This is a genomic window from Janthinobacterium psychrotolerans (genome assembly GCF_001677885.1).
In the GTDB taxonomy this organism is placed as follows: domain Bacteria; phylum Pseudomonadota; class Gammaproteobacteria; order Burkholderiales; family Burkholderiaceae_D; genus Janthinobacterium; species Janthinobacterium psychrotolerans.
Window position 1 is genome coordinate 175,750 of the sequence record NZ_LOCQ01000055.1, and the last position, 23,701, is coordinate 199,450.

The following is a 23,701-nucleotide window of genomic DNA, read 5'->3' on the forward strand; positions in this document are numbered from 1 at the left end:
GGGGCAGGGCGCATGGCGCAAGCCGTGCGTCCCGGCAGGAAAAAAGCCGTACCGGACCATCCGTGTACGGCTTTTTTCTTGGTGCGAAATTTTGCCAACCAGGCAATGGCGGCGTCTAATGGATGCCGGTAGGCTGTATATACCCCAGCTTGTGCGCCAGCAGTATCAACAGGAACAGGGCGATGGAAAACCCCACGCGCATGGCCAGCGCCTGCACGGTGCGGTTGCTCTTGCCCTTGTCGCGCATCAGGAAGAACAAGGCCGACCCCAGGCTGCCCAGGATCAGGATAAAAGCGATGGCGACGACGATTTTCATGGATGACAAGGCCCGCTCTGAGGAGGTTCCATTGTAATGCGTATTTACTCACGATTACGCGCGCAATTCCGCTTCCGGTTTCGCCCGGTTCCATTTGTCGTGATGCTGCTGCTGGTCGCGCTGGGCCTGGCGCTGGCGCAGTGGCAGCAGCGCCGCGCGGACGAGAAGATCGCCCGCGCGGCCAGGCTGGAGGCCGGCAACCTGGCCGCGCCTTTGTCTCTGGGCGCCGCACCGCTATTGCCGCAGGACGCGCAGGCCATCGAATACCGGCGCGTCACGCTGACCGGCCGCTTCGTGCCGGCCTGGACCGTCTACCTCGACAATCGCCCCTACCGGGGCCAGGCCGGCCTGCATGTGCTGACCCCGTTTCAAATCGAGGGTTCAAACATGCATGTGCTGGTGGCGCAGGGCTGGCTGCCGCGCAATAATACGGACCGTACCCGCATCGCCGATTACCGCACGCCCACCGGCACCGTCACGCTGCAGGGCGTGGCGCGCCTCCATGCCGGCCACGTGATGCAGCTGGGCACGGCCGCGCCTTTGGCGCCGCACGCCATCGTGCAAAATGCCGATATCGCGCAGCTGGCCAACGCCAGCGGCCTGGCGTTCCAGCCACTGCTGGTCGAACAGACCTCGCCTGAATCGGCCAGCTTGCCGGTGCGCGACTGGCCGGCGCCCGACCTGGGCGCGGACAAGCATCGCGGCTACGCTTTCCAGTGGTACGCACTGGCGCTGATGGCCATCTTATTTTTTGTCTTTACAGGATTTCGACGTGCAAACAAATCACCCTGACACGCTGGATAAAAAAGCGCAAACCACCGGCCGCTGGAAACTGCTGGCCGTGGTGGCCGTGTGCGCCTTTCCGATTATCGCCTCGTATGTGACGTATTACATCATCAAGCCCAGCGGGCGCAACAACTATGGCGCGCTGATCGACCCGCGCCAGTATCCGATCCCGGAAGCGACATTGCAGGTGAAGCAACTCGATGGCATGCCGTCGCCGCTGGCGCAGTTCAAGGGCAAGTGGGTGATGCTGCAGGCCGGCCCTTCCGACTGCCAGGAGGCGTGCAAAAAGCAGTTGTTCGCCATGCAGCAGTTGCGGCTGACGCAGGGCAAGGAGCGCGAACGCATCGAACGGGTCTGGCTGATTACCGATCCGCAGCCGATCGACACCATGGTCATGCGCGAGTACGACGGCACCAATATGCTGCGCGTCAATGACGCGGCCCTCAAGGCCTGGCTGCCGGTGGAGCCGGGCGGCAAGCTCGAAGATCATCTATACCTGATCGATCCGCTGGGCAACCTGATGATGCGTTTCCCGAAAGACGCGGACCCGACCAAGGTCAAGAAAGATATCGCCAAGCTGCTCAAAGCTTCGGCGATCGGCTGAGGAGTTCGCATGCCGACAATGCATCTTTCCGCGCTGGCCCAGCTGGGCCTGACGGGCCTGCTGGTGGCCCTGTTGCCGTTGACCATGGTGTGGGTCTCGGCCGACGCCAACAAATACCGCAAGCTGGTATGGATCGCCGTCTTCCTGACGGTCGACCTGATCATGTTTGGCGGCTTTACGCGCCTGTCCGATTCCGGCCTCGGCTGCCCCGACTGGCCAGGCTGCTATGGCTCGGCCAATCCTTTCCTGGCACACGAACATATTGTTGCCGCCGAAACCCTGATGCCGACCGGCCCCGTCACTGTCGTGAAAGCCTGGATCGAGATGACGCACCGCTACCTGGCGATGGCCATTGGCGTGCTGATCGTGGCGATGATGGTGCAGGCCTGGCGCCAGTGGCGCAAAAAGGATGAGCAAGGCAGCCGCCGCGAGGAATTCGCGCCGGCGCTGCCGACCGCCCTGTTTTTCTTTGTCTGCCTGCAAGGCGCATTCGGCGCCTGGACCGTCACCCTGAAGCTGCAGCCGGTGATCGTCACCATCCATTTGCTGCTGGGCATGGGATTGCTGTCCCTGCTGGTGTGGCTGGGCGGGCGCCAGGATCATGCGGTCTCGCCCGTGCTGCGCGCCGATGCCGATGCGTCCGTGCTGCGCCCGGTGCGCGCCCTGGCCATCCTGTCGACCGTGCTGCTGGGCCTGCAGATCGCCCTGGGCGGCTGGGTCAGCACCAATTATGCGGCGCTGGCCTGCACCGATTTCCCCTTGTGCGGCGGCAAGGTGATCCCCGAAATGGATTTCGAGCACGGATTTTATCTGTGGCGCGAGCTGGGCAAGACGGCCGCCGGTCACTATCTGCCGTTCTCGGCCCTGACGGCCATCCACTGGGTGCACCGCAATTTTGCCTTTGTCGTGCTGGCCGGCATCGGCTACACCGTGTTGCGCGCCTGGAAGCTGCCGTCCCTGCGCGGCACGGCGCGGGCGATTACACTGGTGCTGGCCTTGCAGGCGGCCACCGGCATGGCGACGATCTACCTGAACTGGCCGCTGTCGATCGCGGTGATGCATAACGGCGGCGCGGCGCTGCTCGTGTTGTTGCTGACCATGTTAAACTACAAGGCTAAATTCCAGCTCGATGCCGCACAGAATCGGAATATTCAACGCAGCATTCACCGCGACAACTTCGCGGCAGCACCTTCCGCACTTTCCCAGAAATGACTACTCAGACCATCAGCCGCAAGCCATCCCCTCGCATCGCCCAGTATTGGGCGCTGACCAAGCCGCGCGTAACGCAACTGGCCGTATTTTGCGCCGTGATCGGCATGTTTCTGGCCAGCGAGGATCTGCCGGACTGGCAGCCGGTGGTGTTCGGCACCATCGGCATCTGGCTGCTGGCCGGCGCGGCGTTTGCCGTCAACTGCCTGGCCGAGCGCGAGATCGACGCGCGCATGGCGCGCACGGCGCGCCGGCCGATGGCCATGGGCGATATCACCGTGAAGCAGACGGTGGTGTTCGCACTGGTGATCGGCGGCCTGGGCATGGGCATCCTGTATTACCTGGTCAATCCGCTGACCATGTGGCTGACCTTTGTCACCTTTGTCGGCTATGCGCTGATCTACACCATGGTGCTCAAACCGGCCACGCCGCAAAACATCGTCATCGGCGGCCTGTCCGGCGCCATGCCGCCGGCCCTGGGCTGGGCGGCTGTCGCCAACGACGTGCCGATGCAGGCGTGGCTGCTGGTCTTGATCATTTTCGTCTGGACCCCGCCGCACTTCTGGGCGCTGGCCATGTACCGCCGCGACGACTACGCGCGCTCGGGCCTGCCGATGCTGCCCGTCACGCACGGCCTGGCATTCACGCAGTTCCACGTGTGGCTGTATTCGATCGCGCTGGCCGCCACCACCCTGATGCCGTATGCCGTGCGCATGAGCGGGCTGATCTACCTGGCCTCGGCCGTGGTGCTCAATGCCGGCTTCCTGTATTACGCGTGGCAGATGTACCGCAATTACACGGATCTGATCGCGCGCAAGGCGTTTACGTATTCCATCATCTACCTGTCGCTGCTGTTCGCGGCGCTGCTGGTCGACCATTACCTTCCTCTCGGCTTATGAAAAAACTCTTCTGCCTGTTGTTGACATCCTTGCTGCTGGCCGGCTGCGGCAAACCCGAAGTGCCCAAGCCCGTGTTCCAGAACACCGATGTGACGGGCCTGGGTTACGCGCGCCAATTCGCGCTGACCGACCATACCGGCAAGCCGCGCACCCTGGCCGACTACAAGGGCAAGGTCGTGCTGATGTTCTTCGGCTACACGCAATGCCCGGACGTGTGCCCGACCACCATGGCCGATATGGCGCAGGTGATGAAGGACATGGGTCCGCAGGCCGACCAGGTGCAGGTGCTGTTCGTCACGGTCGACCCCGAGCGCGACACGCAGGCGCTGCTGGCCGAATATGTGCCGGCGTTCGACAAGCGCTTTGTCGGCCTATACGGCGACCTGGCCGCCACCGCCAAAGTGGCCAAGGAATTCAAGGTGTATTACGCCAAGGTCGAAGGCGAAACCGACAGCAGCTACACGGTCGACCATACGGCCGGCACCTATGTCTTCGATCGCCAGGGCAAGATCCGCCTGTTCGTGCGCCACGGCGAGAAGCCGGCCGCCATCGCGCACGATCTTAAACTTCTGCTATCCTGAGCCAGCGGCGCCACCGGGGCGCCATTTCAGGATGCACGCAGTACATGGACAAACGTTTCGAGCCTCACGCCCGCCTGGCAGCCGTCATCTTTCTGTTGATCGGCTGCTTTTTCGTCTTGCGCCCCTTTTTGCCGGCGATGCTGTTCGCCGTCTGCGTCAGCATCTCCAGCTGGCCCCTGTATTTATTACTGCTCGACAAGGTCAAGGGACGGCGCAACCTGGCCGCCGCCATCATGACGGTCTCGCTGGTGCTGGTGATCGTGCTGCCGCTGGTGCTGGTCACCTACAATCTGGCCGACAATGTGGCGCGCATCTATGAGCAGCTGCGCCTGGCGCTGGACGAGGGCGCGCTGCATCCGCCGGCCTGGCTGGCCAATATTCCGCTGATCGGCGAGACCATCGATGGCTATATCCGCCGCATTATCGACGACCGCGAAGAGCTGCTGAACCTGGGCAAGAACATGCTGGAGCCGGCCCGCCATTTCCTGACCTCCGGCGGCATCGTGCTGGGCAGCGGCGTGGCGCAGACCAGCCTGGCCGTGTTCGTCAGCTTCTTCCTGTACCGCGATGGGCAATTGCTGCGCACGGCCTTGCTCAACGGCAGCGCGCGGATTATCGGCGACAGCGCGCCCGGCGTGGCGCTGACCATCAGCCGCACCATCCGCGGCGTGATGTACGGCCTGCTCGGTACCGCCCTGGCGCAGGCGCTGGTGGCGGTGGTGGGTTTTCTGATCGCCGGCGTGCCGGCCGTGGCCCTGCTGGGCATCGCCACCTTCGTGCTGTCGCTGGTGCCGGTCGGCCCGCCCCTGATCTGGGGCGGCGCCGCCATCTGGCTGTTCAACGGCGGCCAGACGGGGTGGGGCATTTTCATGCTGGTGTGGGGCGCCTTGCTGATCAGCGGCGTCGACAATGTGGTCAAGCCGCTCCTGATCAGCCGCGGCAGCAGCCTGCCATTTTTGCTGGTGCTGCTGGGCGTGCTGGGCGGTGTGCTGGCTTTCGGCTTTGTCGGCATTTTTATCGGCCCGACCCTGCTGGCCGTGCTGTACAGCCTGCTGCAGACCTGGACCTTGGGCGTGACCACCGTACCGCAGGGCAAAGATAGCCTGACTGAAAAGAAAGACTAGTCGCGCAGGTCGGCGTCGAGGTCGCGTTCCAGTTTCGGGATCACCTTGATCAGCACGATGCGCGGCCCGTTCATTTTCTTGACGACGATATCGAAGTCGACAAACGTGATGCGCTGGCCCTGTTTCGGGATATCGCCGAGCTTGACCATGATCAGGCCACCCACCGATTCCACGTCGTCCAGCCCCAGCTCCTCGTTTTCGATATCGATGCCGAGGATGCGTTCGAGCGAAAAGATCGGCAGGCTGGCCTTGCCGATCAGGGTGCCGTCGCTCTGCTTGAGCCAGTCGTTTTCATTGCGGCGGAATTCATCGCGGATCTCGCCGACCATGGCGCCGAGCAAGTTGTCCAAGGTGATGAAACCGACCGGGCGCTTGCCTTTTTCGCCGATCAGCGCGAAGTGCGGCGCGCCGTCGCGAAAGCGGCGGAACAGTTCCAGCGCCGGCGTGCGCGCGGAAATGATGTCCACCGGGCGCAGGAAGGGGATCAGCGAGCTGATGGTCTTGCCGGCCTGCTGGGCGAAAAACAGGTCCTTCAGGTGGATCACGCCCAGCACGTCGTCTTCATTGGTATCGAAATACGGATAGCGGCTGAAGCGGTTGCGCAGCACCGTTTCCAGGTTCTGCTCCAGGGTTTCCGAGGCATACAGGGCCACCACTTCATTGAGCGGACGCATCAGGTCGGACACCGTCATCTGCTCGAAGTCGAGCGACTGGGCCAGGATATTGCGCTCGTCGCGCGTGAATTTTTCGCCGGGCTGGCTGGTGCGCAGTATCAGTTTCAGCTCTTCCGACGAATAATGCGCGTCGTGGCCGCCCTTGCCGGACAGGCCCGCCATGCGCAGCACCCAGTTGGCGCTGGCGTTGAGCAGGAAGATGGCCGGGTACATGGCCCAGTAAAAGCCGTACAGGGGAATCGCGCTCCACAGGCCGACCGCTTCCGGGTTGCGGATCGCCATCGACTTGGGCGCCAGTTCGCCGACCACGATATGCAAAAACGAAATCACGCTGAAGGCGACGACGAAGGACACGCCGTGGATCAGCTCCTGCGAGGTGACGCCGATGGCGCCGAACAGCGGTTCGAGCAGGCCGGCAAAGGCCGGCTCGCCGACCCAGCCCAGGCCCAGCGAAGCGAGCGTGATGCCCAGCTGGCAGGCCGACAGATAGGCGTCGAGCTGGCCATGCACCTTGGCCAGGATGCGGCCCCGCAGTCCCTGCGTCTTGGCGATGGCGCGGATGCGCGTGCGGCGCAAGGTAACGATGCCAAATTCGGCGGCAACAAAGAAACCATTGAGCGCAACCAGGAAAAAGGCGAGCAGGACGAGCAAAACATTATGCATGGGGACGCAAAAAGATGGGCTGTTAAAACGTCATCTTAAACGACGAAGGCCACCATAGCCTAATATTGCGCGCGTGCGGCGGTTTGCTTTGCCTGATCTTGCCGCTGGCGCAGGCTGCTTTCCCGATGCGTCAAGCAGCCAGATGGCGTTTTTGCACGGCCGCCAGGATCACGCCCAGCGCCGGGTGCATGATCTTGCGCTCGTTCGAAATCACATAGAACTGTTCGCGCAAGGCCGAGGCTTCGCCGACCAGCACGGCGCCGAACTGCTCCTCGATCTCGGCCGCCAGACTCGCTGATGCAAAAAACAGGCCCAGGCCCTTGCGGCCGAAGGCGTTGAGCATGGCGTTGTCTTCGAATTCGCCGACCACGTCGGGCCGCACCCCTTCGTGCACCATCCACTCGTCGATGCGCCCGCGCAGGGCGTTATTGCGTGTCGGCAGCAGGAACGGCGCGCCATTGAGGCTGTGCGGAAAGTTGTCGCGGTAGCGCGCGGCCAGGTCCGGCACGCCGAACAGCTTCATGGCGCTTTCTCCCCACAGATGACTGGCCACGCGCAGGCTGGCGCCGGCCGGCACGGCGCGGTCGGTCAGCACCAGGTCCAGCTTGTGCAGGGCCAGGTCGGCCAGCAAGGACTCGAATTCGTCTTCCAGGCACACCAGCTTGACGGGCTGGCCCAGGCGGCGCGTGGCATCGAGCATGCGGTAGGCCATCAGTTTGGGCAGGGAATCGGAAATGCCCACCGTCAGGCGCATTTTTTCCGCGTCCGTGTCGGCCAGCGCCTCCTGCATCTGTTCGCCGAGCAGGAAGATGCGGTCGGCATAGCTCAGTGCCAGTCGACCCGCCTCGGTCGGCACCAGGCGCCGCCCTTGCGGCTGCAGCAGCGACTTGCCCAGTTCCTTTTCCAGCAGCGCCAGCTGGGTGCTGATGGTCTGCACGGCCAGGCCGAGGCGCTCGGCCGCGCGCGTCACGCCGCCCTCCCTGGCGACGACCCAGAAGAAATACAAATGCCGGTAATTGAAGCCCGTGGTTTTCATCAATGCTCCTATCTTCTGTTTTTACGAAGTAATGCTTCCATTATCTTCCATTTTTAAATCAATCGTGCGCGCCTATACTTAGTCTTATGTTTGCAAACTGATAGGAGAATTGATGAAGCATTTCAGAGTGTCATTTTTAGTGACATTTATCTGCCTGGGCATCTCGGCCTGGTGGGGCTATACCCATGGCGGTGTATCGACCATGCTGGCGGCGCTCGGTATTGCCGTGATCCTGGGCATCATGGAAGTGTCGCTGTCATTCGACAATGCGGTCGTCAATGCTTCTGTCCTGAAAAACTGGGACAAATTCTGGCAAGGCCTGTTCCTGGGCGTGGGCATCATCATCGCCGTGTTCGGCATGCGTTTGCTGTTCCCGCTGGTCATCGTTGCGCAAGCGGCCGACCTCGGTTTGCTGGAAGTATGGAATCTGGCGCTCAGCGACCCTGAACAGTATTCGATGCACCTGACGAATCACCATGCGGAAGTGGCGGCTTTCGGCGGCATTTTCCTGCTGCTGGTGTTCCTGAACTTTCTGCTGGACCATGAAAAAGAAACCCACTGGCTGGGCCGCTTCGAGGAAAAGATCGGCGCGCTGGGCAAGGTGTCCTCGATTTCCGTAATGATCGCGCTGGGCACCCTGATGGCCAGCCTGGGCATGATCGAAGACGGGCAAAAGCTGGTAGTGCTGACGGCGGGCCTGTGGGGCATCCTGACCTACGTCGGCGTCGACGTGATCAGCGGCTTGCTCGAAGGCGACAACGGTGACGGCAATATGGGCGACATCGTCAAGCGCGGCGGTATCGGCGGCTTTTTGTACCTGGAAGTGCTCGACGCCTCGTTCAGCTTTGACGGCGTGATCGGCGCCTTCGCCATCACCAAGGACGTGGTCATCATTATGCTGGGCCTGGCGATAGGCGCGATGTTCGTGCGTTCGATGACGGTGTTCCTGGTGCGCAAGGGTACATTGGATGAGTTTGTTTATCTGGAGCACGGTGCACACTATGCGATCGGCATCCTGGCCGTGATCATGTTGGTCAGCATGAAGTTCCATGTGCCCGAGATATTTACCGGCCTGATCGGCGTGGCCTTTATTCTCGCCTCGCTGTGGTCGTCGATCCGCTACAAACGCAGGATGGCGCTGGAAGAGGGCAAGACCGACGCGCTGGAATCGATCAAGGCATAGCAGGTCCAAGGAATGCGCGGCAAACGAACACACCGGTTTGCCCGCCAGCAGCAGCAAGCGTCGCCGCCGGCCCGGGGAGTCGGGCCGGTGGAGGGCGCCAGGTGTTTGTATGACATATGCGGTACCTTCATTTCACATAGGAGAAATACATCATGGCAATCAGTCTGCAAAAAGGCGGCAACGTCAACCTGAGCAAAGAAGCTCCCGGCATCACCAAAATGACCATCGGCCTGGGCTGGGATGCGCGCGCCACCGATGGCGCCGCGTTCGACATCGACGGCTCGATCTTCCTGCTGAAAGCGGACGGCAAGGTGCGTGCCGACGTCGACATGATTTTCTACAACAACCTGAAGTCGAGCGACGGCTCCGTTACCCACTCGGGCGACAACACCACCGGCGCCGGCGATGGCGATGACGAAACCGTCACCGTCGACCTGTCGACCGTGCCAGCCGAGATCGACAAGATCGCCGTCTGCGTGACGATCCACGACGCCGAAGCGCGCAAGCAGAACTTCGGCATGGTCTCGAAAGCCTATGTGCGTTGCATCAACGCCAATGGCAACACGGAAATCGCCCGCTTCGACCTGTCGGAAGACGGCTCGGCCGAAACGGCGATGGTCTTCGGTGAAATCTACCGCAATGGCGCCGATTGGAAATTCAAGGCCATCGGCCAGGGCTACAAGGGCGGCCTGGGCCCACTCGCCGCCTCGTTCGGCGTCGGCGTGTAAGTTTTAAATCCGCATCACCATCACCATCGCCAGGAAAGGAACAGTTGTATGCCAGTTTTCAGTGTGACCGGGGACATCGACCCGTTTCTGCATGTCTCGCTGGCCAAGGGCGAGAAGATTTATTGCGAATCCGACGCGATGGTGATGATGGAAACCAACCTTGAGCTGAAAGGCAAGATGACCGGCGGCCTGGGCGCTGCGCTGATGCGCACCTTTGCCAACGGCGAATCGTTCTTTCAGCAGCATGTCGAGGCCCTGCGCGGCGATGGCGATTGCCTGCTGTCGCCAACCTTACCAGGCGCCGTGCGCGTGCTGGACGTGGGCGCCCAGCAATACATGATCAGCGATGGCGCGTTTGTCGCGGCCAGTTCCGGCGTTGAGCTCAAGGTGCGCACACAAAGTCTGGGCAACGCATTGTTTGCCCGGAGCGGTGGTTTCTTTATCACCGAAACGGCCGGCAGCGGCCAACTGGCGGTATCCGGTTTTGGCGCCATGTCCGAACTGGACGTGTTGCCTGGCAAGGACGTGGTGATCGATAACGCCCATGTCGTGTGCTGGGACAACCGCCTGCAATACGAAATTTCCATTACGACCGGCAGCAGCGGAGGGTTCCTGGGCAACCTGATCAACAGCCAGACCAGCGGCGAAGGCATGGTGCTCAAATTTTCGGGCACCGGCAAGATCCTGATCTGCTCGCGCAACCGCGCGGCCTTCCTGGCCTGGACCCAGAGCAAGCCGGCGTAATCACACACTAACCAAACAGGAGCAATGCGTATGTCTGTCAATTTGAGCAAAGGCCAGAAGATTTCTCTGGACAAGGAAGCTGGCACCAGCCTGACCCGCATCACCATGGGCCTGGGCTGGGATTCGGTCAAGACCAAGGGTTTCCTCGGTTTCGGTTCGAAAACCGAATCGGTCGACCTCGATGCCTCGTGCGTGCTGTTTGACGACAGCAACAAGGTGTCCGATATCGTCTGGTTCCGCCAGTTGAAAAGCCGTGACGGCAGCATCGTTCACACCGGCGACAACCGTACCGGCGCGGGCGATGGCGACGACGAGCAGATCAATGTCGACCTGGCCAACGTGCCGGCCGGCGTGAAAAGCCTGGTGTTTACCGTCAACAGCTTCACGGGCCAGAACTTCTCGCAGGTGGAAAACGCCTATTGCCGCATTTTGAATGCCAGCAATAACCAGGAAATCGCGCGTTTCAACCTGTCGGTCCAGGGCGCCCACACGGCGCAGATCATGGCCAAGCTGTACCGCCATAACGGCGAATGGAAAATGCACGCGATCGGCGAAAACGGCAATGGCCGTACATTTGATGATTTAATGCCGCAGATTACCGTGCATTTATAAGGAGCAGTACGCAGCGGGCGGGGGACGGACCGGATACCGGATCCTGCCCGCTGCTCTTGATTGAGGAGAGTATGTCGTGACGCGACTGCTGATAGCCTTGCTACTTCCGTGTCTCACGTTTTTCATGTTGCGCCGGCCACTGGCTGGCGCCGCCACCCTGGTCATGCAGTGCACTGTGATCGGCTGGGTGCCAGCGGCCCTGTGGGCCCTGTACACGGTGAACCAGCATAAAACGGAGCGGGAACTCGAAGGCGCATTAAGCCGCAGCTACTTACGCAGGCGCAGCCGGGTGATCTGATCCCGCAAGCGCCGTCATCCTGGACCATGGCCCCACGAGCAATCGTGCGGGCCATTTTCTTTTCAGTTCAAAACAGCGCGAACTGGCAGGCCAGCATGGCCGCGTTATAACTTGCGTGCACCAGCATCGGCGCCAGCAGCGCGCCACTCTTTTCATAGGTCCAGCCGGTGCACAGGCCCAGCACGAACACGGGCAGCATGGCCGCCGGCGGATGGACGATGGCAAAGATCGCCGCGCCGATGATGAGCGCTTGCCAGGCCGGCAATGAGCGGCGCAGGCCGCCCTGGATCAGGCCGCGGAAGATGAATTCCTCGCACAGGGGCGCGGCCAGCACCGCCAGCGCGCTCAGCCACAGCCAGCTCCACTGGCCGTCGGGCAGCGGCGAGGCCGGTGGCGCCACACCGTAGGCATGCAGCAGCATGGTGTGGCCGACGCCGAACACGGCGGCCAGCGCGGCGCCGCCCGGCACTACTCGCCAGGCCGGGCGGCCGTGCCGAATGTGCGGCACACCAGTGGCCTTGCTGCGCCAGTAGGCCAGCCGCGTCAGGGCGTAGCTCAGCGCGCCGGCAATGCCGAAAGCCAGCGCACTGTGCTGCAAGCTGGCCTGTCCCTGGTCCTTGAGCAGCAGCAAGGCCAGCACCTGCAGCACGAAAAACAGCATGGCGGCCATCAGGCCGTCGGCGCCCGAGACGCGCGCCGGCGGCGAGGCGGCCGGGTCCAGCAGATACGGCACCTCGTCGCGCGCCTTTTGCCACAGGGCCACGGCCAGCGCGCCGGTGAGCACCACGAACACCAGTTGCTGCACCACGCTGCCGGCGGCCAGCGCGGCGATATACAGGCCGGTCAGCAGCAAATACAGATACATATAGGTCGGGCGCATTTTCGCCGACGCTTCGGTGGCCAGCGGGTCGCTGGCAAACACGCCCAGCGCCACGCCGATCAGCGCGTACAGGGCAATGCCGGCCAGCGCCAGCAGCATCAGGCCCACCATGTCCCAGCGCCAGGCAGGCATCCAGGCCAGCGCCACGCCAAACATAATGAGCGGATACACCATCGCCAGTGCGGCCCACAGCTGCGCTTTTTCGCGCAAGGCCTGCTCCACGCCGGCGGGGAAAGTGTACAGCAGCCACAGCGCGCCGCCTTCCTTGTTCAGGTTCTGGAAGGCCGACATCATCAGGGTATAGGTGCCGAGGAAAAAACCGGTCGAGGCCAGCAGGGCCGGGCTGTCGAGCAGGCCGTGCAGATCCTTGAGGCGGCCCGTGAAGACCACCTGGCCGCCCAGTATCAGCAGCGGCAGGACCATGGTCTGCACCAGGAAATTGCGGTCGCGTGCCAGCAAGGTCAGCTCGCGCCGCTGGATCACGCTGCCGAGCTGCCAGCGTCCAGGCGCCGCCGCCCTGGCGGCCTTGCGCCCGCTGGCGTGCTGGCCTGAACCGACCACGCCGTGGCGCAACTGGCGCCGCAGCACCGCCATGCCCAGCGCCAGCAAGAGCAGCAACTGCGCCAGCAAGGCGCCAGCGGCCAGCAGGGCGGCGCCGGCATCTTGCGCGTTGAGCATGTTGACGATCAGGCCGGGCGGCGTCCACGCGCTCCAGGCCGGCATGGCGGCGGCCCAGGCAAACGCAAAGCCCTCGCTGCCCATGCCGAACGACATGCCGATATACATGGGCAGGATGCAGAGGAGGGAAATCATCGCTTGCAGATTGGCCAGCCGTGATGGTGCCAGCGACAGGCGCAAGCCCGTGTCGACCAGGGTGCGCAGCATGGCGGCCAGCAACAGCAGCACCAGGCTGGCCGCCAGCGCCAGCACGGGCGAGTACCAGCCTAGTCCGGAATACCAGGCGACCATGGTGGTGGTGGGCAGCACGGCCAGCAGGCCGGCCGGATTGGCCACGCTGCGCTCGAACACGCGCGCCCACAGCACGGTGCTGATGGGCGAGGGCAGGGTGGCCAGCCACTCCAGGTCCCAGTCGGGGCGCGCCAGGTCGCCGGCGCCCAGCGGCACCAGCACGCTGACCAGCCACATCAGGCTCAGCTGGAACGTCAGTCCGGCCAGCAGCGCCGTGCTGAAGGGCGTGGCCATCATCTGCGCGATCACCGCCGGCATGGCGTCCTGCCGGGCGCAGGCGGCGACGGCGTCGAGCTGGCAATGCAGATTGAGCACGCTGTTGCGCGCGATCGAGCCAAATGAAAACAGCATGGGCGCAGCCAGCAGCGCGCCGATCAGCCAGCGGCCGCGCCGCTTGCCCGGCGTGCCCGCACGGCGCTTGCCGCGCTGGCCGCGCCGGAACAGCAAGGCCGTGCCGCTCATATTGAGCAGGCGCCGCAGCCGCAGCCGGGTCAGCAGCCAGATCGCCTGCCAGGCCGATGGCGGCGCGATCATGCCGCGCTATCCGCCGCGCCCGCCTCGTCGGTCAGCTGCAGGAAGATATCTTCCAGGCTGCCCGCGCTGGCCAGCTGCTGGCGAATCTGGTCCAGGCTGCCAGTGGCCGCCAGTGCGCCGCGGTGAATGATGGCGACCCGGCTGCACAGCTTTTGCGCCATGTCGAGCAGGTGGGTTGACACAAAGATGGTGGTGCCGGCGGCGGCGATGCGCAGCAAGCGTTCCTGCACCTCGCGTGAAGCGCGCGGGTCGAGGCCGTTGATCGGCTCGTCCAGCACCAGCACGGACGGCTCGTGTATCAGCGCGCAGGCCAGCCCCAGTTTCTTTTTCATGCCCAAGGAATAGTTGACGGCAAAGTCGTCGCTCGCTTCGTCGAGGCCGAACTCCTTGAGCAGTGTCTCGGCCCTGGCCGCTGCTACGGCGCGTGGATAACCGTGCATTTCGGCGACGAATTGCAATATTTCTCGTCCGCGCAGGTAGTCGTAGAAGATCGGATTGTCGGGCAAATACCCCACCCTGCGCTTGACGGCCGCGCCATCGCGGTGGCAATCGAGGCCGTCGACCAGCACCCGTCCGCCGCTCGGCACCAGGATGCCCATCAGCATGCGGATGGTGGTGGTCTTGCCGGCGCCGTTGGGGCCGAGGAAACCGAAGACTTCGCCGCGGCCGACCTGCAAGGTCAAGGGTTTGACGGCGTCGAAAGCGCCGTAGCGTTTGGAGAGGGCCTGGAACTCGATCATGCTGCGCCTTGCTGGTGAAATCAATGCAAGATCATAACGCCCTGTTCAGCTGGCGCCAAATGCGGCCAGCAGCCGCTGCTGGCCGGCGGGCGACACTTTCAGCGCGCGGCTGTCGAGTTCGCGTTCTGCCCAGCCCTGGCGCAGCGCAAGCTGCAGCACGGCCGCGCCGAGCGCGCCACCGAGGTGAAAGCGCCGCTCGCTCCAGTCCAGGCAGGCACAGGCAAAGCGGCGCCGCTGGCCGGCCAGCGGCGCCACGGCCATGCCGATCGCCGCCATGCCGATCGCGCCTGCCTCGCTCAGGCGGTAGTTGCCGTCGTCGCCAAGCAGCCAATGCTGAGCCAACAGTTGATCGTGCAGGGCGACGGCCACCGTGCCGGCCATATGGTCGTAGCAGGTGCGCGCATGGCGCAACCGGTCCGGCGTGCTTGGCGTAAACAAAGGACGTGGCACACCGGCCACCACCAGCAGTGCTTCGAGCGCCTGCGCCACCTCAACGCTGGCCAGCCGGAAATAGCGATGCTTGCCCTGCGCCACCACCGTCAGCAAGCCGTCCTTGCATAAGCGCGTCAAGTGGGCGCTGGCGGTCGACGCGCCAACCTCGGCCAGCACGGAGAGCTCGGTTGCCGTGCGCGCATGGCCGTCGAGCAGGCTGCACAGCATGCGCGCGCGGGCTGGCTCGGCAATGGCGCCGGCCAGCTGCGCCAGGCCGGTATCGGCAGTGTTGACGTTATTGCCAGCATCCATGGTTCGCTCCCGGACGAAGTGTTGGGGTAAAAGGGCCAGCATACTCGCCTCCATTCATCACCGCAATGGAGTTGCCATGTTTCCCCACGATCCAGACCATCTGCTGGCCGCCGTCACCCACGCCGCGCCTTTTGATTACTACCGCCGCCAGGCCGACGGGCCGCCCTTGCGCTTTGATGCCGCCCTGGACTGCTGGCTGGCAACCGGCGCCGGAGTCGCCGCCGTGCTGGAGCATGTTGACTTGCGCGTGCGGCCAGCCGGCCAGCCGGTGCCGGCGCACCTGATCGGTACGGCATGCGGCGCGCTCTTTGCGGAACTGGCGCGCATGAATGACGGCGCGCGCCATGCCGCAGCGAAGCGCAAGTTGATGAAACAACTGGCAGGCGTTGACCTGGCCGGTCTGCATGCCGATACCGCCCGCCTGGCGCGCGACCATCTGCCGGGCAGCGCGCAGCAATTGAACGCCCTGATCTTTGACGTCCCTTTGCTGGCCGTGGCCCAGTTGCTGGGCTTTGCGCCGGCCGATGGGCCACGGATTGCCCAGTGGACGCAGGACGTTGTCGCCGCCCTGCCAGTGACGGCCGAGCGCGCCAGCGTCGCGCGCGCCGAACTGGCGGCCAGCGCTTTGCAAGCGGCGTTCAGTGGCTTGCGGCCCGATGCCGACGCCAGTCAAACGGCCAACCTGATCGGTTTGCTGATACAGACCTGCGAAGCGACGGCGGCGCTGCTGGGCAACAGCGTGCTGGCGCTGCGCACCTGCCAGGGACCCACGCTGGCGATCCACAATACGCGCCGCTTTGCCGCCTGCGACGTGCAGATCGACAAGGTGACGATACGCCAGGGGCAAATGGTGCTGGTGCTGCTGGCCGGCGCAGGGCTGGCCTATGGCCATGGCGTGCATCGCTGCCCGGGGCAGGCGGTGGCGCAGACCATCGTCGCCGCCATCCTGCCGGCCTGGTCCGAAGCGCTGCGCTCACTGGGGCTGGACTGGCATTACCGGCCTTCGCCGAATGCCCGCATTCCGGTGTTTACAACAGCGGGTATCGCATGATCGCCGTGATTTTCGAGGTGTGGCCCAGTGCGCAAGGGCGCGCACATTATTTGGAACTGGCGGGCGCGCTGCGGCCGCTGCTGGACCAGGTCGACGGTTTTATTTCCATCGAGCGTTTCAGCAGCCTCAGCGATCCTGGCAAATTGTTGTCGCTCTCGTTTTTTCGCGATGAGGCGGCGCTGGCGCAATGGCGGCGGCTCGAAGCGCACCGTGCGGCGCAGGCCGAAGGCCGGCAGGGCGTATTCGACGATTACCGGCTGCGCATCGCCGGCGTGGTGCGCGACTATGGCTTGCACCAACGGGAACAGGCGCCGGCCGACAGCCGCTGCCGCCACGATGCTAGCGCTTGAGCGCGCCTTGCGTGATCTTGACCTTGACGCGGTACGTCGGGATGGGCGCGTCCATCGGCGGCGGCGTGGCCGGGTCGACGTCGAGCAGGGTAAACGTCAGGTGATTGATGGTGATGGAACTGGCGCCGTTGGGCATGGAATCGGACAATACCAGGTCGGTGGCGCCGCCGCTGTGCAGCAGGGTAAAGCTGTAGCTGACGTAACCTTTCCAGACGCACACGGCGCCGGCCCGGCAGCGGCTGTCGTTGACACGCTCCAGTTTCAGGGTGTCGGTGGCGGTGATGGCCACCTGTTCGCCGGGCGACAGTACATGGGTGACGCTGCGCGGCGTATTGTGGGCCTCGCCGGTGCTGGTGGCGGCGCCGCAGCCGGCCAGCATCGCCAGACACAGCCAGAATGGCCAGAATAAAGTGCGTAAGGAGTGACTCGGGTAATGCATGCTTTTCCTTTCAGATTGCGTCCTCTGTGTGGTATTCACGGATGAGATTGTTGATCATAGCAAAATGCTATTCTTGCGGCGCACGCCTGGCAGGCGGCGATGGCGTGAAATGGCTGTTTTGAAAATCAGGAAACAACCATTAAAGAAATTTACTTTTTTACATTTTTAAGTCATTGATTTTAAATGATTTTAAGTTCTATGTTGTTTCTTAAAGCTTGTCAAAAAACGATTTTCAGCCTAGAATATTTCCATAAAATTGTCAAATTTTGGGGAAATATATGGCTACTTTACCGCGTGGAATCACAGCAGTAAGTTGGAAAAATAGCACTAAGTCAAAAGAGAAGATTGTCAAGTACAGAGTACGAGTGCAGAAAAAAGTTGATGACCAGCAAGTCAAGCTTGACAGCCTTTTTGACACACTTCAACAAGCTGTGGACGAATTGAATAATTTCAAGTCAAAAGCGGGTAGCTATTTTTTAAGCACAATTGACAAGCTTAAAGAAGAAGAAAGAAAAAAAGTAAATGAGTTCTTGGTCGCTCCCCCGATCTCTGTATATATTAGTAAATATATTACAGAAAAAATTGACACAAGAAAAAATGAAACTCAAACACAACAAAGAAACACAGCAGTAATAAAGTCTTTTTTTAAAACAATCCTTAAAACAAAAATTCCGAACCGTCACTACTCAACAACAGAACCACTTTTGCAAGCAGGCGGTATGCTTGCTTTGATAGCGAACAATACACTTTCACAGGCAGAAGAAAAAAAAGAGTTTGGAGCATTTAAAGTTCAAGAAATTTCATACATTGAAATTAATGACTACATAAAAGAACGCCTAAAAACAGTCAAAAAAATATCTGTCACAAGAGAACTTTCTTTCATTAAAAAAGTATTTAATGAACTGAAATATTATGATAAGTCCTTTTTCAGCCTTAAAAACCCTGTTTTATTTTATGATAAAGGCTTATTAGCCAATAGTGACATTTCTTCAAAAAATAGCTATCGCTTATCAACAGAAGACAAAGATATTTTGTTCGGTGCTCTCCACAAATACAGCAATTGGGAATTGAAAGCTATCTCGTTACTTTCATATTACTGTGGTTTTAGTAGAAGTGAGATTGTCCCATTGACTTGGGAACAAGTTAATTTAGCTGAGAATTATGTTCAGCTTTATCAAAAAAAATCAGGCCAACCAAGAAAAGTTTACATTTTAAAAGAGGCAAAAGAAATATTTGAAAATATGCCAAAGACCAACGGCGACAGGCTCTTTAGCTATGGGGTCTTAGGATTTTCGGGCTCATTTGATAAGCTTGTTGAAAAGTTGGGTTTGAGAAAAAAAGGTTTTCGTTTTCACTTTTTTAGAAGGGAAGCCATATCAAATTTAGTATTCAATTTAAGTCAAGCGACTGGAAGCACTGGACAAGATTTTTCTATTCTTATTAGTGAAATTCTGGGCATTGAGAATATAGCTTCACTTGAAAGAAATCATATAAATCAATTGTCACCAACAGAAATAGCATCACAAAATCAGGTTATGAAGTCTGTAGGACACAGCAACAAAAAAACAACAAAACGATACTCTAGAATAAAAATTCGATAAAAATAAAACAATATAATATTGATTTTTAAAAGATATGGGATAAAAAAATTTGTATTTTTTGTTGCAATATAGAACAAAAAAGTTTACTAGACAGTTAAAAATAGAATATAATTTCATTTTAGCATTATTTTTTAATTCTTAAGGAATTGCAATGAAGCAAGTAAGTGGCGTTTTGAAAAAACTTGGATCGGCAAATTTGACACATGGAAATGTTGGGTCTTCTACCATTAAATATAATACAATTCAAATTGGTAATAACGTTCTTCAGAAGATAGTAACGGCTCAGAGCTTAGACGATTTTTTGACACAGGGCTTGGGTCAAGAAGTAACCTTATTTTTGAATAAAAATATGCTTATCGGAATAAAACTTCAGGACGGTCAAATTTATTATTGGAAAAGAAGTTTTAGTTTATTTTTATTTGCTATTATTTTATCAATTGCTCAGTTGGGTTTTGCTTACGCAATCGGTGGATTAGCAAATAATTTCGTCATTCCAATGATTGTTATGTTTGCAGTCATATTTTTCACGTCTGGCTCAATTTTTATGCAGAGATTAATTTATGAGCCAAAATTATCCTCCGCGGGTGGCGTGCCACTTAGGGGATAAGAAACTAACAATGAAAAAGGAACTCGACGAGTTCCTTTTTTTCGTCCAAAAAAAAGCTCCATTGCTGGGGCTTGATTTTTTAAGATTATCTTTTTTAATGATTAGTGCTAACTATAAAATTAAAAGGAAATCTTATGTCTTTAAATATAAATAATAAATCTGTTGTTGTCAATAACTCAAATGAAGAATCTAATTATTTTTCATTAAATAAAAAAGTCATCAAAGAACTCATTCAAATACCTCGCCCTAAAAACACACTACTTAATATAATGATTTTATTGGCTTGTAAAGTGACTTATAAGAATGGTCTTGTCGGTGTTCATAGTGAAATTTCAAAAACGGGATTAGCTAAAGATCTAGGAATAAACAAATTAATTCAATCTTGTTTTCAAAATTCAATCTTGAAATGCAAATGAGTCAATTGAGTCATTTCAAAGAAAGTGATATTAAGAAAATTTTTGAGCTAAAACAGAAAATTGCAGAACTTCAACAGCAAATTGAAACATTGAAAGCAAAGCAAGAACAATCAGCAGAGTCTGCATTGATTGCTAAACGATTTACACCGTTTCCAACACAAAAAAACGGTCTAGAACGACCGTAGAGCGATTTTTGGCATTGAGTGCTACCCATCACTAGAATGCTGAGAAAGTGCCTCTATGGTCGTTTTAGACCGTTTTTTGTGTTGCTTTTAAACCAACTCGTCTGGTTCTCTAATTAGGGGTTCCTGTTGCTGTTGCCGTTGATTTTGTTGTACTGAATTCTGCACAAACTGCCTCGCGTTAACACCTTTAAAAAACCCTGGCTAGGACCGTGGGACCTACTTTCCCACAACCTTGTAGTTCTTGTGTTACAAGTCTTCACGTTGTGAGGACTTGCAACACAAAAACTTTGACAAAAAACTGTCATAAATAGATTTGATAAAATATTTTTGTCTTATTTATCAATGACTTATGCTAATATGTAGTTTTGAAACTCAGGAAACAACCATGAAAAAGACCGACCTGGCGAAAAGCGATGCCAAGAAGTTGATGGGAAAGATGAATGTTCCCGGCGCCGGCGCCTTCGGCAAGGACGCGGTGGTCGTTGACCGCCGCGAACAGCGCAAGCGCGACCAGGCCCTGGGCCTGGTGCCGTTCGCCGTCAAGCTCAACAGCGACTTGGTGTTGCAGTTGCAAACCCTGGCCAGGGAGCGTGGCGCGGATTTGAACGAAGTTGTAGCCGACGTGCTCGCCAAGGGCCTGGCGGCTTAAAGCAAAAGGCGCCTTGCGGCGCCTTTTTGTTGCGTGCTATGAATAACTTACACGTAGGCGGCCAGCGCGCCCTTCATTTTTTTCAACGCCGCCACTTCGATCTGGCGAATGCGCTCGGCCGATACGCCGAACTCTTCCGCCAGCGCGTGCAGGGTGGCGCCGGAGCCGTCGTCGTTGGCCAGCCAGCGCGCTTCAACGATGCGGCGTGAACGCGGGTCGAGCTTGCCCAGCGCCGTTTCCAGGCCTTCCGATTGCAAACGCGTCACTTGTTCCGCTTCCAGTACCTTGGTCGGCTCGCTTTGCTCCGACGACAGGTAGGCAATCGGCGAAAACTTGTCGTCTTCATCGTCGGTCGGCGATTCGAGCGCGATATCGCGGCCGCTCAGACGCGTTTCCATTTCGATCACTTCTTCGCGTTTCACGTCCAGCAGCTTGGCCAGCGCATCGATCTGTTTCGGCGTCATCGCGTCCAGGCCGGTTTTGTGGCTGCGCAGGTTGAAGAACAGCTTGCGCTGCGCTTTCGTCGTCGCCACTTTGACCAGGCGCCAGTTTTTCAGGATGTATTCGTGCATCTCGGCTTTCACCCAGTGCATGGCGTACGACACCAGACGCACGCCCTGGTCCGGGTCGAAACGCTTGACGGCTTTCATCAGGCCGATATTGCCTTCCTGGATCAGGTCGGCATGCGGCAGGCCATAGCCCAGGTAGCCGCGGGCGATCGATACCACCAGGCGCAAGTGCGACAGCACCAGCTCCTGCGCGGCGGCCAGGTCGTTTTTTTCGCGCAAACGGGTCGCCAGCGAGATTTCTTCATCATGGGTCAACATGGGCAGACGGTTCACGGCCGAAATATAGGCGTCGATATTGCCCAGGTTACCGGTGAACCCAAGGTTCAGCGCATTATTTTTGGTGGGAACCAATGCGGACATCGTAGTCATGTTTACTCCTCGTAGTCTTGCTTGTTCCATACGGCCTTGCCACGCGGCAGGGACCAGTTTCGTTCTTTTTGCTGTATCCGGTCTTGCGGTTTGCAACTGGCGGCGCCATCTTTATCTGGCGGCCATGGCCTTGTTGCAAACGCTATGACATATATTAGCACTCTCTGATGGAGAGTGCCAATCAGCTGATCCAATCGCTCCGATAGCCAAAATACTATGACGTTCGAAAGGCTGATGGTGTCTGGGCAATGCGGTCTTGCATGGGGATGACGCCAGTGTGCGCCGATTGTGGCTGACGTGAAAGCGCCGCACAGTAGCCTATGGCAACTATGGCAGAACTGCATATCATTCCCTATGGCAATGTCAATATTCTACGCAGGCTAACTGAAGTGGGCCTTAAGAATCCTTGTCAAAAATCAAGGGTATTAGGCGGGTGCATGGGACGGCGCCGGCAGCGCCGCCCCGGCAGGATGCTAGTTGACGCGCGCCAGGTGGCGCTGCACGCACAGGAAGGCGCCGATCAGGCCCAGCCCGGCGCTGACGGCCAGCAGGCCCGCCATCGGCAGCGGCGCCAGCGGCGTCATCTGGAATTCCGAGGCGTACAGGCGGGCAAATTCGGCAATTGCCGTATTGAGCGGCTGCAAGGCCAGTGCCACGCCACCCAAGGCCAGTGCACCCGCGCACAGGCCCAGCAGCGCACCCGTATAGTAAAACGGCCGGTGGATAAAGGTGTCGGTGGCGCCGATCAGTTTCGAGATGGTGATTTCGTCGCGCTGCGTCATCACCTGCAGGCGAATGGTGTTGAACACCACCGCGATCACGGCCACGCCCAGGGTAATGGCCAGCAGCAGCAGTACCAGGCGCAGTACGCCCAGCAATGCGGCCAGGCGCTTGACCCAGGCCGAATCGACCTGTGCCGATTCCACGCCCGGCAACTGGCGCAGCAGCTCGGCCACCGCATCGACATCCTGCGCTTCGGTGGCGGTATTGAAGGCGTTCAGTTTCAGCACGTAGCTGTCGGGCAGCGGATTGTCGCCCAGGGTGTTGAGCACGTCGGCCAGGCCGCTCTTGCTTTTCAGCGATTCAAGCGCTTCCTCGCGTGGAATAAAGACGATTTTCGCCTTCGGGTCGTGCACGATCTTGCGCATTTCGCCGGCCAGGCCGCTGGCCTGCGCGCGCGGCGTATCGGTCTTCATGAAGACGCTGATTTCCGGATCGACCGACATCTGCTCGGACATCGGCCGCACATTGTCGAGCATGGTCAGGCCGGCAAACGGCAGCGACAGTGCGATCGCCACCACCAGTACGTTGAGCAGGAAGCCGCTCGGCGACTTGCGCAAATGAATCAGCGCCGAGCCGAGCGCGAAGCGGTGTTGGCGGAACCAGCCTCTCATGCGTCTTCTCCTTCGGCATCGTCCGCGTCCGCATCGGGCTTGGGTGCGAAATCGGGATCGGGCGCGGCAAACACGGGCGCTTCGGTGGCCTTGTCGATGGCCACCAGCTGGCCGTTTTTCAAATGGATCACGCGGGCGGCGGCGTCGAGCATCTGTTCGTCATGGCTGGAAATAAGGCAGGTCACGCCCACCGAATGAAACGCTTTCAGGGCGTCGAGCACCTTGTTGGCGCTGGCGCGGTCGAGGTTGGCTGTCGGCTCGTCGGCCAGGATGATTTGCGGGCGGTTGACGATGGCGCGCGCGATCGACACGCGCTGCTGCTCGCCGCCAGACAGCGACAGCGGGCGCGCCAGTGCGCGGTCGAGCAGGCCGACCTTGTCGAGCGCGCGGCGGGCGCGTTGCTCGGCGGCCACCTTGTGCGCACCGACCACCAGCAGCGGCAGCATCACATTGGCCAGGATGGAGCGGTCGTTGAGCAGCTTTTGCTGCTGGAAGATCAGGCCCATGTTACGGCGCAGAAAAGGTACGCCGGCCGGTTTCAGCTTGGCCATGTCCTGGCCATTGACGATCAACTTGCCCGAAGTGGGGCGTTCCATGGCGGCGATCATTTTCAGCAGGGTGGACTTGCCGGCGCCCGATGGCCCGGCCAGGAACACCAGCTCGCCTTTGGCGATGCTCAGTGAAATGTCGCTCAGGGCGACGGCATCGGAAGAGTATTGCTTGGAGACGTGCTGAAATTCAATCATG

General features: G+C 59.1%; 28 protein-coding genes. 18 read left to right on the forward strand and 10 right to left on the reverse strand.

Translation table 11 applies throughout. From position 1 onward, the window contains the following. Nucleotides 1-115: 115 nt before the first annotated feature. Nucleotides 116-316 (reverse strand): twin transmembrane helix small protein, encoded by a 201-nt coding sequence (locus ASR47_RS13650; protein WP_065308323.1) that lies wholly within the window; start codon nt 314-316, stop codon nt 116-118. 36 nt (nt 317-352) lie between these two features. On the opposite strand from ASR47_RS13650, the gene ASR47_RS13655 reads away from it, so the two are divergent. From ASR47_RS13655 to ASR47_RS13680, 6 genes are read left to right on the forward strand one after another with little or no spacing between them, the layout of a single operon-like run. Next, nucleotides 353-1,108 carry an SURF1 family protein gene (locus tag ASR47_RS13655; protein WP_065308324.1) on the forward strand — a complete coding sequence of 252 codons (756 nt, stop codon included), beginning with the start codon at nt 353-355 and terminating at the stop codon, nt 1,106-1,108. Next, nucleotides 1,089-1,706: an SCO family protein gene (locus ASR47_RS13660; RefSeq protein ID WP_065308325.1), complete on the forward strand. Its 618-nt coding sequence runs from the start codon at nt 1,089-1,091 to the stop codon at nt 1,704-1,706. Before ASR47_RS13655 ends, ASR47_RS13660 begins: the two co-directional genes overlap by 20 nt. An 18-nt stretch (nt 1,707-1,724) precedes the next feature. Then, on the forward strand, nt 1,725-2,918 hold the full coding sequence (locus ASR47_RS13665; protein ID WP_065308326.1) for a COX15/CtaA family protein: 1,194 nt from the start codon (nt 1,725-1,727) through the stop codon (nt 2,916-2,918). Further along, nucleotides 2,915-3,814, forward strand: a complete 900-nt coding sequence (gene cyoE / locus ASR47_RS13670) for a heme o synthase (RefSeq protein WP_065308327.1) — start codon at nt 2,915-2,917, stop codon at nt 3,812-3,814. The genes ASR47_RS13665 and cyoE overlap by 4 nt, the downstream gene beginning before the upstream one ends. Beyond that, nucleotides 3,811-4,395, forward strand: coding sequence for an SCO family protein (locus ASR47_RS13675; protein ID WP_065308328.1), 585 nt, complete (start codon nt 3,811-3,813; stop codon nt 4,393-4,395). The genes cyoE and ASR47_RS13675 overlap by 4 nt, the downstream gene beginning before the upstream one ends. Nucleotides 4,396-4,439: 44 nt before the next feature. After that, nucleotides 4,440-5,519 (forward strand): AI-2E family transporter, encoded by a 1,080-nt coding sequence (locus tag ASR47_RS13680; protein WP_065308329.1) that lies wholly within the window; start codon nt 4,440-4,442, stop codon nt 5,517-5,519. Here ASR47_RS13680 and ASR47_RS13685 read toward each other — a convergent pair. Next, entirely contained in the window at nt 5,516-6,856 is a 1,341-nt protein-coding gene (locus ASR47_RS13685) for a hemolysin family protein (RefSeq protein ID WP_065308330.1), read from the reverse strand. The two genes, ASR47_RS13680 and ASR47_RS13685, sit on opposite strands and share 4 nt — an antisense overlap. A gap of 130 nt (nt 6,857-6,986) precedes the next feature. Next, nucleotides 6,987-7,892 carry a LysR family transcriptional regulator gene (locus ASR47_RS13690; RefSeq protein ID WP_065308331.1) on the reverse strand — a complete coding sequence of 302 codons (906 nt, stop codon included), beginning with the start codon at nt 7,890-7,892 and terminating at the stop codon, nt 6,987-6,989. 112 nt (nt 7,893-8,004) lie between these two features. Between ASR47_RS13690 and ASR47_RS13695 the strand changes: the two genes are divergently transcribed. The 5 genes from ASR47_RS13695 (at nt 8,005) to ASR47_RS13715 (ending at nt 11,457) form a co-directional block, all read left to right on the forward strand. Next, a complete protein-coding gene (locus ASR47_RS13695) occupies nt 8,005-9,075 on the forward strand; it encodes a DUF475 domain-containing protein (protein ID WP_065308332.1) in 1,071 nt (356 codons plus the stop codon). Nucleotides 9,076-9,227: 152 nt separating this feature from the next. Further along, nucleotides 9,228-9,803: a TerD family protein gene (locus tag ASR47_RS13700; protein WP_065308333.1), complete on the forward strand. Its 576-nt coding sequence runs from the start codon at nt 9,228-9,230 to the stop codon at nt 9,801-9,803. A gap of 48 nt (nt 9,804-9,851) precedes the next feature. Next, nucleotides 9,852-10,547: a TIGR00266 family protein gene (locus ASR47_RS13705; protein ID WP_065308334.1), complete on the forward strand. Its 696-nt coding sequence runs from the start codon at nt 9,852-9,854 to the stop codon at nt 10,545-10,547. 30 nt (nt 10,548-10,577) lie between these two features. Next, complete coding sequence (locus ASR47_RS13710; protein ID WP_065308335.1) at nt 10,578-11,159, forward strand: TerD family protein; 582 nt, start codon at nt 10,578-10,580, stop codon at nt 11,157-11,159. A gap of 76 nt (nt 11,160-11,235) precedes the next feature. Continuing rightward, on the forward strand, nt 11,236-11,457 hold the full coding sequence (locus ASR47_RS13715; RefSeq protein ID WP_342670542.1) for a YqaE/Pmp3 family membrane protein: 222 nt from the start codon (nt 11,236-11,238) through the stop codon (nt 11,455-11,457). A 67-nt stretch (nt 11,458-11,524) separates the two neighbouring features. Here the strand turns inward: ASR47_RS13715 and ASR47_RS13720 are convergent, their stop codons facing one another. Genes ASR47_RS13720 through ASR47_RS13730 form a run of 3 tightly spaced genes read right to left on the reverse strand, consistent with a single transcriptional unit; the run spans nt 11,525 to nt 15,324 of the window. After that, nucleotides 11,525-13,840 carry a CPBP family intramembrane glutamic endopeptidase gene (locus tag ASR47_RS13720; protein WP_065308336.1) on the reverse strand — a complete coding sequence of 772 codons (2,316 nt, stop codon included), beginning with the start codon at nt 13,838-13,840 and terminating at the stop codon, nt 11,525-11,527. Then, complete coding sequence (locus ASR47_RS13725) at nt 13,837-14,580, reverse strand: ABC transporter ATP-binding protein (protein ID WP_065308337.1); 744 nt, start codon at nt 14,578-14,580, stop codon at nt 13,837-13,839. Before ASR47_RS13725 ends, ASR47_RS13720 begins: the two co-directional genes overlap by 4 nt. A 45-nt stretch (nt 14,581-14,625) precedes the next feature. Further along, a complete protein-coding gene (locus ASR47_RS13730; protein WP_065308338.1) occupies nt 14,626-15,324 on the reverse strand; it encodes an ArsR/SmtB family transcription factor in 699 nt (232 codons plus the stop codon). 76 nt (nt 15,325-15,400) lie between these two features. Between ASR47_RS13730 and ASR47_RS13735 the strand changes: the two genes are divergently transcribed. Both ASR47_RS13735 and ASR47_RS13740 read left to right on the forward strand, forming a co-directional pair. Beyond that, complete coding sequence (locus ASR47_RS13735) at nt 15,401-16,375, forward strand: cytochrome P450 (RefSeq protein ID WP_065308339.1); 975 nt, start codon at nt 15,401-15,403, stop codon at nt 16,373-16,375. Further along, entirely contained in the window at nt 16,372-16,725 is a 354-nt protein-coding gene (locus ASR47_RS13740) for an antibiotic biosynthesis monooxygenase family protein (protein WP_065308340.1), read from the forward strand. Before ASR47_RS13735 ends, ASR47_RS13740 begins: the two co-directional genes overlap by 4 nt. On the opposite strand, the gene ASR47_RS13745 is transcribed toward ASR47_RS13740, so the two are convergent. Beyond that, nucleotides 16,715-17,164: a hypothetical protein gene (locus tag ASR47_RS13745; protein ID WP_065308341.1), complete on the reverse strand. Its 450-nt coding sequence runs from the start codon at nt 17,162-17,164 to the stop codon at nt 16,715-16,717. The genes ASR47_RS13740 and ASR47_RS13745 overlap by 11 nt on opposite strands. A 278-nt stretch (nt 17,165-17,442) precedes the next feature. Here ASR47_RS13745 and ASR47_RS26500 point away from each other — a divergent pair, with 278 nt between their 5' ends. The 5 genes from ASR47_RS26500 to ASR47_RS13750 all read left to right on the forward strand — a co-directional run bounded on the left by ASR47_RS26500 (nt 17,443) and on the right by ASR47_RS13750 (nt 20,622). Then, the gene (locus tag ASR47_RS26500) at nt 17,443-18,765 is read left to right on the forward strand and encodes a site-specific integrase (RefSeq protein WP_150127801.1); all 1,323 of its coding nucleotides are present in this window, start codon (nt 17,443-17,445) and stop codon (nt 18,763-18,765) included. Nucleotides 18,766-18,916: 151 nt separating this feature from the next. Beyond that, nucleotides 18,917-19,372 carry a hypothetical protein gene (locus ASR47_RS27035; RefSeq protein WP_150127802.1) on the forward strand — a complete coding sequence of 152 codons (456 nt, stop codon included), beginning with the start codon at nt 18,917-18,919 and terminating at the stop codon, nt 19,370-19,372. A 134-nt stretch (nt 19,373-19,506) separates the two neighbouring features. Further along, nucleotides 19,507-19,788: a hypothetical protein gene (locus tag ASR47_RS27040; RefSeq protein ID WP_150127803.1), complete on the forward strand. Its 282-nt coding sequence runs from the start codon at nt 19,507-19,509 to the stop codon at nt 19,786-19,788. Further along, nucleotides 19,785-19,973 carry a hypothetical protein gene (locus ASR47_RS27045; RefSeq protein ID WP_150127804.1) on the forward strand — a complete coding sequence of 63 codons (189 nt, stop codon included), beginning with the start codon at nt 19,785-19,787 and terminating at the stop codon, nt 19,971-19,973. The genes ASR47_RS27040 and ASR47_RS27045 overlap by 4 nt, the downstream gene beginning before the upstream one ends. Before the next feature lie 385 nt (nt 19,974-20,358). Continuing rightward, nucleotides 20,359-20,622: a hypothetical protein gene (locus ASR47_RS13750; protein ID WP_065308342.1), complete on the forward strand. Its 264-nt coding sequence runs from the start codon at nt 20,359-20,361 to the stop codon at nt 20,620-20,622. A gap of 47 nt (nt 20,623-20,669) precedes the next feature. Here the strand turns inward: ASR47_RS13750 and rpoH are convergent, their stop codons facing one another. From rpoH to ASR47_RS13765, 3 genes are all read right to left on the reverse strand, one after another. Next, entirely contained in the window at nt 20,670-21,560 is an 891-nt protein-coding gene (rpoH, locus tag ASR47_RS13755; RefSeq protein WP_065308343.1) for an RNA polymerase sigma factor RpoH, read from the reverse strand. A 473-nt stretch (nt 21,561-22,033) separates the two neighbouring features. Beyond that, nucleotides 22,034-22,954, reverse strand: a complete 921-nt coding sequence (gene ftsX / locus ASR47_RS13760; RefSeq protein ID WP_065308344.1) for a permease-like cell division protein FtsX — start codon at nt 22,952-22,954, stop codon at nt 22,034-22,036. After that, on the reverse strand, nt 22,951-23,700 hold the full coding sequence (locus tag ASR47_RS13765) for a cell division ATP-binding protein FtsE (protein WP_065308345.1): 750 nt from the start codon (nt 23,698-23,700) through the stop codon (nt 22,951-22,953). The genes ftsX and ASR47_RS13765 overlap by 4 nt, the downstream gene beginning before the upstream one ends. Nucleotide 23,701 lies beyond the last annotated feature (1 nt).

Coding starts and splice junctions, on each gene's coding strand:
- ASR47_RS13650 (WP_065308323.1), bottom strand. CDS start 316: ATGAAAATCGTCGTCGCCATCGCTTTTATCCTGATCCTGGGCAGCCTG.
- ASR47_RS13655 (WP_065308324.1), top strand. CDS start 353: ATGCGTATTTACTCACGATTACGCGCGCAATTCCGCTTCCGGTTTCGC.
- ASR47_RS13665 (WP_065308326.1), top strand. CDS start 1,725: ATGCATCTTTCCGCGCTGGCCCAGCTGGGCCTGACGGGCCTGCTGGTG.
- cyoE (WP_065308327.1), top strand. CDS start 2,915: ATGACTACTCAGACCATCAGCCGCAAGCCATCCCCTCGCATCGCCCAG.
- ASR47_RS13675 (WP_065308328.1), top strand. CDS start 3,811: ATGAAAAAACTCTTCTGCCTGTTGTTGACATCCTTGCTGCTGGCCGGC.
- ASR47_RS13680 (WP_065308329.1), top strand. CDS start 4,440: ATGGACAAACGTTTCGAGCCTCACGCCCGCCTGGCAGCCGTCATCTTT.
- ASR47_RS13685 (WP_065308330.1), bottom strand. CDS start 6,856: ATGCATAATGTTTTGCTCGTCCTGCTCGCCTTTTTCCTGGTTGCGCTC.
- ASR47_RS13690 (WP_065308331.1), bottom strand. CDS start 7,892: ATGAAAACCACGGGCTTCAATTACCGGCATTTGTATTTCTTCTGGGTC.
- ASR47_RS13695 (WP_065308332.1), top strand. CDS start 8,005: ATGAAGCATTTCAGAGTGTCATTTTTAGTGACATTTATCTGCCTGGGC.
- ASR47_RS13700 (WP_065308333.1), top strand. CDS start 9,228: ATGGCAATCAGTCTGCAAAAAGGCGGCAACGTCAACCTGAGCAAAGAA.
- ASR47_RS13705 (WP_065308334.1), top strand. CDS start 9,852: ATGCCAGTTTTCAGTGTGACCGGGGACATCGACCCGTTTCTGCATGTC.
- ASR47_RS13710 (WP_065308335.1), top strand. CDS start 10,578: ATGTCTGTCAATTTGAGCAAAGGCCAGAAGATTTCTCTGGACAAGGAA.
- ASR47_RS13720 (WP_065308336.1), bottom strand. CDS start 13,840: ATGATCGCGCCGCCATCGGCCTGGCAGGCGATCTGGCTGCTGACCCGG.
- ASR47_RS13725 (WP_065308337.1), bottom strand. CDS start 14,580: ATGATCGAGTTCCAGGCCCTCTCCAAACGCTACGGCGCTTTCGACGCC.
- ASR47_RS13730 (WP_065308338.1), bottom strand. CDS start 15,324: ATGGATGCTGGCAATAACGTCAACACTGCCGATACCGGCCTGGCGCAG.
- ASR47_RS13735 (WP_065308339.1), top strand. CDS start 15,401: ATGTTTCCCCACGATCCAGACCATCTGCTGGCCGCCGTCACCCACGCC.
- ASR47_RS13740 (WP_065308340.1), top strand. CDS start 16,372: ATGATCGCCGTGATTTTCGAGGTGTGGCCCAGTGCGCAAGGGCGCGCA.
- ASR47_RS13745 (WP_065308341.1), bottom strand. CDS start 17,164: ATGCATTACCCGAGTCACTCCTTACGCACTTTATTCTGGCCATTCTGG.
- ASR47_RS26500 (WP_150127801.1), top strand. CDS start 17,443: ATGGCTACTTTACCGCGTGGAATCACAGCAGTAAGTTGGAAAAATAGC.
- ASR47_RS27035 (WP_150127802.1), top strand. CDS start 18,917: ATGAAGCAAGTAAGTGGCGTTTTGAAAAAACTTGGATCGGCAAATTTG.
- ASR47_RS27040 (WP_150127803.1), top strand. CDS start 19,507: ATGTCTTTAAATATAAATAATAAATCTGTTGTTGTCAATAACTCAAAT.
- ASR47_RS27045 (WP_150127804.1), top strand. CDS start 19,785: ATGAGTCAATTGAGTCATTTCAAAGAAAGTGATATTAAGAAAATTTTT.
- ASR47_RS13750 (WP_065308342.1), top strand. CDS start 20,359: ATGAAAAAGACCGACCTGGCGAAAAGCGATGCCAAGAAGTTGATGGGA.
- rpoH (WP_065308343.1), bottom strand. CDS start 21,560: ATGACTACGATGTCCGCATTGGTTCCCACCAAAAATAATGCGCTGAAC.
- ftsX (WP_065308344.1), bottom strand. CDS start 22,954: ATGAGAGGCTGGTTCCGCCAACACCGCTTCGCGCTCGGCTCGGCGCTG.
- ASR47_RS13765 (WP_065308345.1), bottom strand. CDS start 23,700: ATGATTGAATTTCAGCACGTCTCCAAGCAATACTCTTCCGATGCCGTC.